Here is a 12,146-nt window from a genome sequence, read left to right as displayed (position 1 = left end):
ACATTTAGGCATGAAATATCACCTCTGGAGTACTCCCATACGAGCGGTCCAGGTTTGACCTGTAGTGCGCTACAGGTGGCACTGTGGACGCATGAGCGAGGTTCTGCTTCCCGAGGTCACCGTGGAGGTGCCGCCCGAGGGCCTGTCGATCACCGAGGTGTCCCGGTTGACCGGGGTCGGGGTCGAGGCCCTGCGCTACTACGAGCGCGAAGGGCTGCTCCTGGACCCCACGCCGCGTGACAGCGGGGGCCGCAGGCGCTACCACGAGGGCGACCTGGCCTGGATCTGCGGCCTGGTCATGCTCCGCGAGACCGGCATGTCGATCGCCGACATGCGGCGCATGGCCGACCTGTGCCGCCGCGACGGCACCGAGAAGGAGCGCCTGGAGCTGCTGACCCGGCACCGGGAACGCGTGCTCGCCGAGGTCCGGCGCACCCAGCGCCACCTGCGCGCCATCGAAGCGAAGATCACCAGATACGAGGCATCCAGCACATGAACGACGTCAGTCTCGGAGCACTCCGCGTCTCCCCCCAGGGCCTCGGCGCCATGGGCATGAGCGCCTTCTACGGCACCCGCGACGAGGCCGAGGCCATCGCCACCCTCAACCGGGCCGTCGACCTCGGGGTCACCCACATCGACACCGCCGAGGCCTACGGCCCCTACGAGAACGAGAAGCTGATCGCCAAGGCGCTGGGGGCGCGCCGCGACGAGATCACCATCGCCACCAAGTTCGCCCTCGACTTCGAGAACGGCGCGGTGATGGACGGCAGCCCCGCCCACGTGCGCCGCGCGGTGGAACGTTCCCTCCGCCACCTGGAAGTCGACGTGATCGACCTCTACTACCTGCACCGGGTCGACCCCGACGTGCCCATCGAGGAGACCGTCGGCGCGATGGCCGAACTGGTCACCGCCGGGAAGGTGCGCCACCTGGGCCTGTCGGAGGCCGCTCCGGCCACCATCCGCCGCGCCCACGCGACCCACCCCATCGCGGCGGTGCAGTCGGAGTTGTCGCTGTTCGTCCCCGACCTGCTCCACAACGGCGTGAAGGACGTGACCGACGAGCTGGGCATCGGCCTGGTCGCCTTCTCCCCCATCGGCCGGGGCCTGCTGGGCGGCGGGATCCGCAAGGTGGACGACCTGGACGCCGACGACGCCCGCCGCACCCTCCCCTGGTTCACCCCGGAGAACATCGCCGCCAACCAGCACCTGGTCGACCGCGTCACCGCCGTGGCGGCCGGACGGGGCGCGACCCCAGCGCAGATCTCGCTGGCCTGGGTCGCCGCCCAGGGCGCGGTCGCCATCCCCGGCACCAAGCGGCGTCGTTACCTGGAGGAGAACGCGGCGGCGATGGACATCACGCTCACCACCGCCGAACTGAAGGCCCTGGACGAGGCCGTCCCGGCCGGAGCGGTCACGGGCGCCCGCGACACCCCCGCCGGCCTGGCCAGGAACCACCTGTAGGCCTGAGACGGCGCCGCGTGCGGCTGCGGTCCGGTCTAGAGCCGGTTGATGCGGCGGCCGGTCACTTGTTGCGGAGTGAGGCGCACGTAGTGGTCACGATCGTCTCCGGCCCAGGAGTCGACGTCCGCCGACGTCGCCCGCAGTTCGGTTTCCGTGACGTGGTGAGCGGGCCCCTGGATGAGCACGCTCCATCCGTCGCGCATTTCCTCGTCTATGTGGTCGACTTGAAAGGCGATTTTTACTTCCAGGTCGTCGATTCCGGATTGCAGACTCTCGTCCATGGTCCCGCCTTTGCGGATTCGGAACACGACCCGGCCGTCGACCAATTTGTAATTCACCGGGAATACGGTCGGCCCGGCCACTCCGCCGAAGGCCACCCGGCCGACCCCACCAGGGCCGACGAGCTGGAGACACTCTTCTTCCGTCAGCTCTTCGAGCGCGTTCGCACCGGTATCACGCCTCGTATTCAACGCGATCCCCCTTTTTCCGGATGACGACGGTCTGCCAGGAAGAAAGAAACCAGCTCACATTCTACCGTCGGCCCCATTCTCGAAAGGGGGCGGTCCTGTGTCGATCAGGGTCGGACAGGTGATGGCCCGCAACGCGGTCGCGACATCACCGAGGTGACGGTCCTCGCCGACGACGACAGGCCGGTGGGTGTGGTCCGCCGGGAGTCGCGCGGCGGCGAACAACCCCAGGTCATCCTGCGCCTGGGTATCCGATCGGCACGAGCCCGGCCGTCCGGCATCCCCTGGTCGAGGTCCTCACCTAGGCTGTCACACTGACAGTCATGATCCAGATGCCGACGGTCATCGCCGACCTGCGGAACTACCGGCGCGAATGGGTGCGCGGCGACGTGCTCGCCGGGCTCACGGTGGCGGGTTATCTGGTGCCCCAGGTCATGGCGTACGCGACCGTGGCCGGGCTGCCGCCGGTGACCGGCCTGTGGGCGGCGCTCCCGGCGCTGGCGCTCTACCCGTTCCTGGGCTCCTCCCGCCAGTTGTCCATCGGGCCCGAGTCGTCGACCGCGCTGATGACCGCCGTGACGATCGGCCCGCTCGCGGCCGGGGATCCCGCCCGGTACGCCCAGCTCGCCGCCGTCCTGGCCATCCTGGTGGGCGCGCTCGCCCTGGGCTGCCGGTTGGTGCGGATGGGGTTCGTCGCCGATCTGCTCTCCCGGCCCGTTCTGGTCGGCTATCTGACCGGCCTTGGCCTGATCATGATCATCGGCCAGGTGGAGCGGATCACCGGCGTGCCCGTCTCGGGCGACACCTTCGCCGAAGAGGTGGTGTCCTTCGCCGCCGGCATGGCGGCGATCGACTGGTGGACGCTGCTGTTCGCGGCGGTCGTGCTGGGTTTCCTCTTCCTGCTCGACCGGCTGCTGCCCGCCTTCCCCGGCCCCCTGCTGGCGGTGCTGCTGGCCACCGGCGCCGTCGCGGTGTTCGGCCTGGACCGGGCCGGGATCGAGGTGATCGGCCCGATCCCCACCGGCCTGCCGGCGCCCGCGCTGCCGGAGCCGTCCGGGTGGAGCGGGCTCGTCCTGCCCGCGGCCGGAGTGCTGCTGGTCGGCTTCAGCGACAACGTGCTCACCGGCCGTTCGTTCGCGGCCCGCGAGAACCAGCGGATCGACGCCGATCGGGAACTGCTCGCGCTCGGGTTCGCCAACATCGGCGCCGGGCTGCTGCGCGGCTTCCCCGTCAGCAGCAGCGGCAGCCGCACCGCCCTCGCCGTGACCGCGGGCGCCCGCACGCAGGTCTACACCCTGGTGACGCTGGCCGCCGTCTTCGTCGTACTGGTCGTCGCGGGGCCGTTGCTGGCCGGATTCCCGGCGGCGGCCCTCGGCGCGATCGTCGTGTTCGCCGCGACCCGCCTGATCGACGTCGGCCAGTTCCGCCGCCTGCTGAGCTTCCGCCGCAGCGAGCTGGTCCTCGCCGTGGCCACCTGCCTGAGCGTGCTGCTCCTCGACATCCTGTACGGGGTGCTGCTCGCCGTCGCCCTGTCGGTCGCCGAGATGCTGGCCCGGGTGGCCCGCCCGCACGACGCCGTCCTGGGCGTGGTCCCCGGCCTGGCCGGCATGCACGACGTCGACGACTACCCGCAGGCCCGCACCGTCCCCGGCCTGGTGATCTACCGGTACGACTCGCCGCTGTTCTTCGCCAACGCCGAGAACTTCCGCCGCCGCGCCCTGGCCTCGGTCGACGACCACGACGGGCCGGTCCGCTGGTTCGTGCTCAACGTCGAGGCCAACGTCGAGGTCGACATCACCGCCCTGGACGCCGTCGAGACGCTGCGCGCCGAACTCGCCGGACGCGGGATCGTCTTCGGCCTCGCCCGGGTCAAACAGGACCTCCGCGACTCCCTGGACGCCTACGGCCTGACCACGTCGATCGGCGAAGACCACCTGTTCCCCACACTGCCCACCGCCGTGGCGGCCTACGAGAGATGGTGCGCACGACGACCGCCAGGAAGGCCGTCAGCGTGAAGGCCACGGCGATCGGCCAGACGCCGACCGTGCCGAGCCAGGCGGTGACCTGGCCCTGGACCTCGGTGACCGCGCCGACGACCGGGTCGGCGGCCGTCCCGCCCGCGTTCACGCGCAGCTCGTACCAGCCGTAATAGGCGACGTACAGGCCCGCGAGCAGCAGGAGGACCCCGCTCGCCCGCGAGACGTGGGGCAGGATCGCGCGGGTCCTGCGGACGGCCGCTTCCCGGGCGAGGGCGACCAGCAGCGCCAGCAGCCCGACGACCAGTCCCATGCCGACGCCGTAGGCGATATACGCCATCAGCCCGCCCACCACGTCACCCGCGCCCGACACCAACCCGGTGACGGCCAGGAACGGCGCGACGGTGCACGACAACGAGGCGACCGCGTAGGAGGCGCCGTACCCGTACAGCGCCAGGAACGAGCCGGACGGACCGCCCACGTTGAGCCGCGGGATCGGCAACGACAACTCCCGGCCGGACGCCAGCCAGCCGCCCAGGACGACCAGCACCCCGCCGGTCACGACGGTGACCCACGGCAGATGCCCCTGGATCGGCGCGGTCGCCACACTGATCACGAAACCGAAGACGCCGAAGACGGTGACGAACCCAGCCGTCATCGCGGCCGACAACCGCAGCGCCCGCACCGTCCCGCCCGGCCCGGACACCAGCAGGGCGAGGAAGGAGGGCAGCATGGCGAAGCCGCACGGGTTGAACGCCGCCACCAGCCCGGCGGCCAGCGCGAGAGCGACGCCGTCCATCTACAGGGCGTGCTCGTCGACGAGGGCGGACAACTCCGCCTCGTCCAGCGGGCCGACCGCGGAGTGGGCGCCGCCCTGGGCGTTCAGGATCAGATAGGACGACTGCGAGGTGACCTCGAAGTTCCGGTACAGCGCGCCCGTGCGGTCGTCGAGGTGGACGATGCCCGAGGTCCCGGTGCGGGCGACGAACCTCTCCATCGCCGCCTTGTCGTCGTCGAGACCGGCCACGCCCACGAAGGCGACCCTGCCTCCGTACTTCTGCGCGGCCTTGGCGACCGCCGGCCCTTCGGCCTGGCATTTGGGACACCACGGCGCCCAGAACCACAACACCGCCGGCTTGCCCGCCAGGCTCCTGCCGTCGAACGCCGTCCCGTCGAGCCCGGTCGCCGTGAAGCCGAGCAGCGCCTCGGCGGAGGCCGACGGCGCCGAGGCGACCGGATCACCGGCGGGGCCTCCGCAGGCCGTCAGGACGAGCGCCGCCGCCGTGAGTAACGAAGTGAGCGACTTCATGACCGTCACCGTAGATCGTCTCGACGAGCGGCGACCCTTACAAGTCGATGACGTCGTCGTGGTGGGCAGGTTCCCGATCGTCTTTCAGGTGAGGCGTCGTTACGAAGGAGACCGAAGGTGAAGTACGTCCTGATGTTCGTGGAGACCGAGGAGTTCGCCGAGGAACTGGAGGCGATGGGCGATCTGGAGCGCGAGGACGCCTACGCGGCGGTCGGCCGCTGGTTCGCCGAACACGCCGGCAAGATCACCCACCACACGTATCTGGCTCCGGCGCACACCGCGACCACCATGCGGCTGCGGCGGGGCGAGGAGCCCGTGGTGACCGACGGGCCGTTCGTGGAGGGGAAGGAGGTGGTGACCGGGTTCGCGGAGATCGAGGTGGCCGATCTCGACGAGGCGTTGAAGACGGCCAGGTCATGGCCCGCGTGCCCGATCGTGGAGATCCGTCCCGTCTCATGACCGGTTCCGGTTCCGAGCGGGTGAGTCGGGAGGCGCTGGCCCGGGTGGTGCGTGACCACGCGGGCCGGCTCGCCGCCTCGCTCGTCTCGCTGCTCGGCGACTTCTCGGCGGCCGAGGATCTCGTCCAGGACGCGGTCGAGATCGCACTGCGGCGCTGGCCGGCCGAGGGGGTGCCCGACCGCCCGGACGCGTGGTTGTTCACCGTCGCCCGCAGGCGCGGGCTCGACGCGCTGCGCCGGGAGGGCAACTACCGCGCCAAGCTCGCGCAGCTCACGGGGGGCGAGCCGGGCGTGAAGGACGATCGGCTGCGGCTGGTCTTCACCTGCTGCCATCCCGCGTTGTCTCTGGAGGCCCGGATCGCGCTGACGCTCCGGGTGGTGTGCGGGCTGAGCACCGCGCAGATCGCGGCGGCGTTCCTCGTCCCGGAGACGACCGTGGCCCAGCGGCTGACGCGTGCCAAACGGAAGATCAGCGAAGCGGGCATCCCCTACCGGATCCCCGCCGACGACGAGCTGCCCGAACGGCTCCAAGGCGTGCTCGCGGTCATCTACCTGCTGTTCAACGAGGGCTATCTGTCCAGCGGCGGGGCCCGGGCGCACGCCCGCGACCTGGTCGACGACGCCGAGTGGCTGGCGAGCCTGCTGGCCGGGCTCATGCCGGCCGAACCCGAGGTGGCCGGGCTGCTGGCGCTGATCCGGCTGCACCGCGCCCGGGGCGCCGCCCGGTTCGACGACCGGGAGCAGCTCGTCCTGCTGGCCGACCAGGATCGCGGCCGGTGGGACCACGAGGCGATCGGCGCGGCGACGGCCTCGCTGGTGCGCTCCGCGCGCGCCCACCGGCGGCCGGGTCCCTACCAGCTCCAGGCGGCGATCGCGGCCTGCCATGCCGAGGCCGAGAGCTTCGAGAGCACCGACTGGCCGCAGATCGTCGTCCTGTACGACATGCTGCTGCACCTGGCGCCCTCGCCGGTCACCCGTCTGCACCGGGCCGTCGCGCTCCGGTACGCCGTCGGCCCGGAGGCGGCGCTGGAGGAACTGGAACACCTCGACCGGGCGCTGGAGAACCATCCGCTGCTCCACGCCACCCGGGCCGACCTCCTGCGCGTGCTGGGCCGGAACGCGGAGGCCCGGGAGTGTGACGAGCGGGCGCTGGAGCTGACCGCCAACCCCGCCCAGCAGGCGCTGCTGGAAAGACGGCTGGCTGGGCACTGACGTCCGCGGCCGGGTGAAAGGTTCATGGCTGACCTGGGGGTTCGCCGGGCCGGGTTGCCGGGGGCGGGCCTCGTGAGGTGACGATCGGGGGTCGGTCGTCGCGTCCTGGGGGTGCCATGAGGCTCCTGCGCGTGCTTGTCGGGATTGTGCTCGTGTTCGTCGTCCTCCCCGGGGTGGCCTGGGCCGCTCCGGGATGTGTGGTGACGTACGGCGCGGATTCGTGGCCGGGCGGGTTCACCGCGGCGGTCACCATCAAGAACACCGGGGATCGGGTCGACGGCTGGACGTTGCGGTTCGACTTCACCGCCGGGCAGACGGTCACCCATGGCTGGTCGGCGCGGTGGAGCCAGTCCGGCGCCCGGGTCCAGGCGGTGAACGAGCCGTACAACCGGGTGCTCGCGCCGGGCGCGACGGTGACCATCGGCTTCAACGGCCGCTGGACCGGCGGCAACCCCTCCCCCGCCGGCTTCACCCTGAACGGCACCACCTGCGGCGGCCAGCCCTCCCCGAGCCCGTCGCCGTCCCCGTCCCCGTCGCCTTCGCCGTCGCCCGAGCGGGTCGACAACCCCTACCTCGGGGCACGGGGATACCTGAACCCCGAATACGTCGCGCACGTCAACGCCGCCGCCACCGCCGCGGGCGGCGAGGTCGGGACCGCGATGCGGAAGGTCGCGTTCCAGCCGACCGGCCTGTGGCTGGACTCCGTGGCGGCGATCGGGTCCATCCGGGGCGGCATGGGGCTGCGGCAGCATCTGGAACGGGCCCTCGTGCAGGCGTCGTCGCAGGGGAACTCCGATCCCGTCGTGGTGACGCTCGTGCTGAACGACCTGCCGGGCAAGGACTGCTCGTCGTGGTATTCCACGACGGAGTTCCCCGTGACGGCCGAGGGGGTGGCGGCGTACCGGAACCAGTTCGTGGAGCCCATCGCGGCGATCCTGGCCGACCCCCGCTACGCCCGGCTCAGGATCGTCACCCTCGTCGAGCCCGAGACGCTGGGCAGCATGGTCTCCTGGCCCCAGGATCCTCCGTGCGTGGAAGCGCGCACGTCAGGGGTGTACGTCCAGGGACTCAGGCACGCCGTCGCGGCCCTCGGAGCGGTTCCCAACGTCTACGTCTACCTCGACGCGGCCCGGTCCTCGGTCGCCGGCTGGACCGAGGTCTCCGGGTCGTTGGTCGACGTGCTGGCGGAGGTCGTCGAAGGCACGCCCGGCGTGCACGGGTTCGTCACCAACGTCGCCAACTACGTCCCGGTGGAGGAGGTGTTCCTCCCGGACGCCGCCAAGATCCACTACGGCTCGCCGCTGTACCTGAGCCGGTGGATCGACTGGAACCCCTACATCGACGAGGACGACTACACCCGGTTCCTGCGCGCCGCCCTCATCGAGGCCGGGTTCCCCGAGGACATCGGCATGCTGATCGACACCTCGCGCAACGGCTGGGGCGGGCCCGCCAGGCCCACCGCCGTCAGCGTCTCCACCGACGTCAACACCTACGTCGACCAGTCGAGGCTCGACCGGCGCGTCAACCGCTACAACTGGTGCAACCAGCTCAACGCGGGCATCGGCGAACGTCCCGCCGCCGCCCCGAGGTCGGGGGTCGACGCCTACATCTGGGCCCGGCCGCCGGGCGAGTCGGACGGCGCGAGCGACGGCCCCAACCGCTGGTGCGATCCCACCTTCGCTCCTCCGATGGGGTCGTACCGGCCGTCGGGCGCGACACCGGGCGCGCCGGGCTACGGGGTCTTCTGGCCGTCCTACTTCGCGACCCTCGTCCAGAACGCCTATCCGCCGCTCTGACGGGCGACGGCCATCACGAAGCCGCTGCGCGGCAGGGTCGGGATGCGGCGCAGCGGGATGCGCAGGTCCTGCGGCGGCACGGAGTAACGCAGCCGCGCCAGCCGGACGGCCAACTCGCGGAGCAGGCCGACGGTGACCGCCTCGCCGGGGCAGCGGTGGCCGGTGTGGGGGTCGCCGCCTCCCTGGGGGATCAGGTCGTCGCGGCCGACGCCGGCGTCGAGGAAACGCTCGGGGCGGAAGGAGTAGGGGCGCTTCCAGCGGGCCTCGTCGTGATGCTGGCCGTACACGTCCAGGAGGATCATCGTGCCCTCGGGGACGGGCTCTCCGCGCCAGGTCAGGTCCTGGACGGCCCGGCCGCCCACATAGGGCGCGAACGGATAGAAACGCCGCACCTCCTGCGCGAACGCCTCGGCGAACGCGGGGTCGCCGTCGCGGAGCCGGGGCCGGTGCTCCGGCCACCGGTGCAGCGCATGGGCGGCGAAGGTGACGTACCAGGCGACCGCGACGGTCGGGCGGATGACGTTGAGCATCTCGACCGCGGCGAGCCTGGGGTTCAGGGGCTCGCCGTCGGCGTCGCGGTGGCGGGTGACGTGCCGGGCCAGCAGCCCGGCCGACGCGCCGTCGTCGTGGGCGAGGAGGTCGGCCAGCCAGGCCTCCCGGCGCAGCCGCGCCCGGCGGCCCCGCCAGTGGCGGGCGCCGGCCGAGCCGAACCCGTCGACCAGGGCGACCATGTCGGCCGCGAGGGCGTCGAGGTCGTCCACGGGCACTCCGGCCCATCGGCACACGCCCGCGGTGATGGCGCGGCTCGCCTCGTCGAACAGCACGACCCTCGGCCGGGACGGCCAGCCGGCGGCTCGTCGTCCCAGCTCTCGCCCACCTCCCGCACCAGGTCGGCGACGTGGCCGGGATCGGCCAGCAGCGCCAGGAACATCGCCTTGCGGGCGCGGTGGGCGGCACCGTCGAGGCCGTGCACGGTGCCCTTGCCGGTCAGCGTGGCCCGGATCGGCTCCGGGAGGGCGCCGGCCCGCGTGACGTGGCGTTCGTCGTAGAAGAACCGGGCGGCCTCCGGGCCGCGCAGGGCGACGGCGGGCCGCCCCATCACCCGGGTGCGGGCCGGCGCGCCGTCCGCGCGGCGGAGCAGGCCCGGCAGCCAGGCGTAGCCCCCGGCCAGCATGTCGAGCGTGTGGTCCACGAGGGGAAAGCGTCGAATCGGCATCCGTCACGCCTGCCCGCCGGCCCGTCGCCGAAACGAGCGGTCAGCGGGGCCGGGTGTCGTACGCCGTCTGGCTGCGTTCGATGTCGGGGTTGTGCTCCACCGCCCACTCGGCGAGGGTGATCGCCGGGACGATGAGGGTCTGGCCCATCGGCGTGAGCTCATACTCCACGCGGGGCGGCACCTCGGCGTGGGCCGTGCGGGAGATGAGCCCGTCGCGTTCCAGGTGGCGCAGGCTCAGCGACAACATGCGCTGCGAGATGCCGGGGATGTGCTGCTGGAGCTCGGTGAAGCGCATCCGGCTCCCGTGGAGGGTCGCGATGATCAGCAGGGTCCACTTGTTGCCGATGCGGTCGAGGATGGCGCGGACCGTCCTGCCGGAGTCTCCCCTGATCAGACAGGTCTTCTCGTTCTGTGACACGGCCACTCCCGTCACCCACGCACACTGATGTTCCTTTTGTACGGCATTCGGCGGTCCCCCATCATGGGCGGGCGCAACCATTGGGAGGAACGCCGTGACCGTCGCCTATTGGATCATCGCCGGACTGCTGGGCCTGTTCTACCTCTACGCCGGCGGCAAGAAGATCGTCCAGAGTAAGGAGCGGCTCCGGCCCATGATGGGCTGGGTCGACACCGTCCCGATGCCGATGGTCCGGCTGATCGGCGTCCTGGAGGTGCTGGGGGCGGCCGGGCTGGTGCTCCCGCCGCTCACCGGGATCCTGCCCGGCCTGGCGCTGGCCGCCGCCATCGGGTTCGCGGTGCTCCAGGTGCTGGCCACGGGGCTGCACCTGTCACGCGGCGAGGTCAGGGAGACCGGGCTGAACGTCACCCTGATCGTGCTGGCGGCGGCCGAGAGCTGGCTCGCGACGATCTGGTTGTGACCGGCTCATCCGAGCCGGGCCCGCCACGGGCCGGGCAGGTCCAGCCGTTGCCAGTCGTCGGTGTAGGCGGGAGGTTCGACACCCCGGTGGGTCATGATGACGTCGTAGCCGCGGTCCCGGAATCCCCGGACGCGCGCGGGCATGGTGGCGTCGAACCGCTGGGCGATGGCTTGGGACTCGCAGCCCAGCAGGTAGCCGAGCTGGGCGCCGCCCTGACCGTAGATCACGCACGGCCCGTCGATCCGGGGCCTGAGCTGCTCGGCGGCGGCGTTCATGACGTCGCGGTCGGCGCGGATGCCCGACGACATGGCGACGGCCACGGCGCCCTGGAGGATCAGGTGGGCCGCCACCCCGACCAGCGCCGGTCTGGGCGAGCTCAGGACGGCGGTCGCGACGGGAAGGGCGAGCAGGGCATATGCCGGAAGCAGGAAGCGCGGGGCGGCGTAGTCGACGTAGAAGAAGTACGGCAGGGCCATCGCCACGGCCGTCGCCGTCGCCAGCGCGAGCGGGCGGAACCACGGGGTGCGCCGGGCCGTCCACAGGCCCGCGCCCGCGGCCAGCGGGATCGCGATCCACCAGATCAGCAGGGCGGGCGGCACGCCGCCGCACTCGACCCCGAAGCGGCACAACGCCGGGCCGTCGAGGGCGCGGGCGTGCTCGCCCAGGGTGCTGGTCAGCCCGGTGTCGTTGTGCTCCCCGGCCGCCCCGAGTCGTTCGGCGACCCCGCCGAACCGGGTGACGGCCTCGGCCGCCCACTGGCCCCAGCCGATCGCCAGCCCGGCGGCCAGCGCCGCCACGTCGCGGAGACTCCGCCGCCACAGGGCGTAGGCGGCCAGCGGCACCGCCAGCACCAGCGCGTCGGTCGGCCGCATGAGCGACACGAGCACCATGGAGGCGCCCAGGCCCAGCGGGTTGCCGATCAGCAGGAAGCCGGTGGCGGCGACCGCGCCCAGCGCGACGTAGAGGTTGGGCATCGCCTGGTTGCCGTAGAAGACCGACAACCAGCATCCGGCCAGCAGCAGGGCGGCCAGCGGCACGACCCGGTGGTTCCTGACCCGCAACCAGACGGCGAACGCGCCGAAGAGGGCGGCGGAGGAGACCACGGACAGCCAGAGCCGCAGGACGACCACCTCGTCGGTGATCGCCACGATGGGCGCGACGAGGAGCGACACCCCCTGGGCGCGCGGGGCGGAGTAGACGGCGGGCGGGGCGTGGGCGGCGTACTGGGAGGCGTAGACGGCCTCGTCCCAGCCGATGCCCATGCCGAGGGTGGGGATGAGGAGCTGCGCGGTGAAGTAGAGCAGCGCGACCCCCGCGAGCAGGACCGTGGGTGTGGTGGTGAGCTCTCGCCTGACGATGACCATGGCGGCTCC

The 12,146-nt window shown here is 71.9% G+C and carries 13 protein-coding genes and 1 pseudogene; 7 read left to right on the top strand and 7 right to left on the bottom strand.

All coding sequences use genetic code 11. From position 1 onward, the window contains the following. Nucleotides 1-91 precede the first annotated feature (91 nt). Nucleotides 92-496 carry a MerR family transcriptional regulator gene (locus GT755_RS28875; protein ID WP_161482742.1) on the top strand — a complete coding sequence of 135 codons (405 nt, stop codon included), beginning with the start codon at nucleotides 92-94 and terminating at the stop codon, nucleotides 494-496. Then, nucleotides 493-1,461 (top strand): aldo/keto reductase, encoded by a 969-nt coding sequence (locus GT755_RS28870; protein ID WP_161482741.1) that lies wholly within the window; start codon nucleotides 493-495, stop codon nucleotides 1,459-1,461. The genes GT755_RS28875 and GT755_RS28870 overlap by 4 nt, the downstream gene beginning before the upstream one ends. Before the next feature lie 35 nt (nucleotides 1,462-1,496). Here the strand turns inward: GT755_RS28870 and GT755_RS28865 are convergent, their stop codons facing one another. Continuing rightward, on the bottom strand, nucleotides 1,497-1,931 hold the full coding sequence (locus tag GT755_RS28865) for a pyridoxamine 5'-phosphate oxidase family protein (protein ID WP_161482740.1): 435 nt from the start codon (nucleotides 1,929-1,931) through the stop codon (nucleotides 1,497-1,499). Nucleotides 1,932-2,251: 320 nt separating this feature from the next. Here GT755_RS28865 and GT755_RS28860 point away from each other — a divergent pair. Next, nucleotides 2,252-3,826, top strand: a pseudogene (locus tag GT755_RS28860) (SulP family inorganic anion transporter); the annotation flags it as partial. Here the strand turns inward: GT755_RS28860 and GT755_RS39990 are convergent. Together GT755_RS39990 and GT755_RS28850 are read right to left on the bottom strand one after the other, a co-directional pair. Continuing rightward, nucleotides 3,798-4,703: a cytochrome c biogenesis CcdA family protein gene (locus GT755_RS39990; protein ID WP_407929430.1), complete on the bottom strand. Its 906-nt coding sequence runs from the start codon at nucleotides 4,701-4,703 to the stop codon at nucleotides 3,798-3,800. The pseudogene GT755_RS28860 and the gene GT755_RS39990 overlap by 29 nt on opposite strands. Then, a complete protein-coding gene (locus GT755_RS28850; protein ID WP_161482738.1) occupies nucleotides 4,704-5,213 on the bottom strand; it encodes a TlpA family protein disulfide reductase in 510 nt (169 codons plus the stop codon). It abuts the gene before it with no gap. Between the two features lie 117 nt (nucleotides 5,214-5,330). On the opposite strand from GT755_RS28850, the gene GT755_RS28845 reads away from it, so the two are divergent. The 3 genes from GT755_RS28845 (at nucleotide 5,331) to GT755_RS28835 (ending at nucleotide 8,679) form a co-directional block, all read left to right on the top strand. Then, nucleotides 5,331-5,672: a YciI family protein gene (locus tag GT755_RS28845; RefSeq protein WP_328794522.1), complete on the top strand. Its 342-nt coding sequence runs from the start codon at nucleotides 5,331-5,333 to the stop codon at nucleotides 5,670-5,672. Then, entirely contained in the window at nucleotides 5,669-6,883 is a 1,215-nt protein-coding gene (locus tag GT755_RS28840; RefSeq protein ID WP_161482737.1) for an RNA polymerase sigma factor, read from the top strand. The genes GT755_RS28845 and GT755_RS28840 overlap by 4 nt, the downstream gene beginning before the upstream one ends. Before the next feature lie 131 nt (nucleotides 6,884-7,014). Continuing rightward, on the top strand, nucleotides 7,015-8,679 hold the full coding sequence (locus GT755_RS28835; RefSeq protein WP_161482736.1) for a glycoside hydrolase family 6 protein: 1,665 nt from the start codon (nucleotides 7,015-7,017) through the stop codon (nucleotides 8,677-8,679). Here the strand turns inward: GT755_RS28835 and GT755_RS38745 are convergent. From GT755_RS38745 to GT755_RS28825, 3 genes are all read right to left on the bottom strand, one after another. Next, nucleotides 8,664-9,209, bottom strand: coding sequence for a cytochrome P450 (locus GT755_RS38745; RefSeq protein ID WP_235967660.1), 546 nt, complete (start codon nucleotides 9,207-9,209; stop codon nucleotides 8,664-8,666). The two genes, GT755_RS28835 and GT755_RS38745, sit on opposite strands and share 16 nt — an antisense overlap. A gap of 23 nt (nucleotides 9,210-9,232) precedes the next feature. After that, complete coding sequence (locus GT755_RS39985) at nucleotides 9,233-9,871, bottom strand: cytochrome P450 family protein (protein ID WP_235967589.1); 639 nt, start codon at nucleotides 9,869-9,871, stop codon at nucleotides 9,233-9,235. 64 nt (nucleotides 9,872-9,935) lie between these two features. Further along, entirely contained in the window at nucleotides 9,936-10,313 is a 378-nt protein-coding gene (locus GT755_RS28825) for a winged helix-turn-helix transcriptional regulator (protein ID WP_161482735.1), read from the bottom strand. Between the two features lie 94 nt (nucleotides 10,314-10,407). Here GT755_RS28825 and GT755_RS28820 point away from each other — a divergent pair, with 94 nt between their 5' ends. Then, nucleotides 10,408-10,773: a DoxX family protein gene (locus GT755_RS28820; protein ID WP_161482734.1), complete on the top strand. Its 366-nt coding sequence runs from the start codon at nucleotides 10,408-10,410 to the stop codon at nucleotides 10,771-10,773. A 5-nt stretch (nucleotides 10,774-10,778) separates the two neighbouring features. Here the strand turns inward: GT755_RS28820 and GT755_RS28815 are convergent, their stop codons facing one another. Continuing rightward, the gene (locus GT755_RS28815) at nucleotides 10,779-12,137 is read right to left on the bottom strand and encodes a hypothetical protein (RefSeq protein WP_161482733.1); all 1,359 of its coding nucleotides are present in this window, start codon (nucleotides 12,135-12,137) and stop codon (nucleotides 10,779-10,781) included. Between the last annotated feature and the right edge of the window lie 9 nt (nucleotides 12,138-12,146).

The organism is Herbidospora solisilvae (assembly GCF_009901565.1).
Lineage (GTDB): Bacteria > Actinomycetota > Actinomycetes > Streptosporangiales > Streptosporangiaceae > Herbidospora > Herbidospora solisilvae.
The sequence above is the reverse complement of the archived record's forward strand: the minus strand, read 5'-3'. Positions and strand labels throughout refer to the sequence as shown.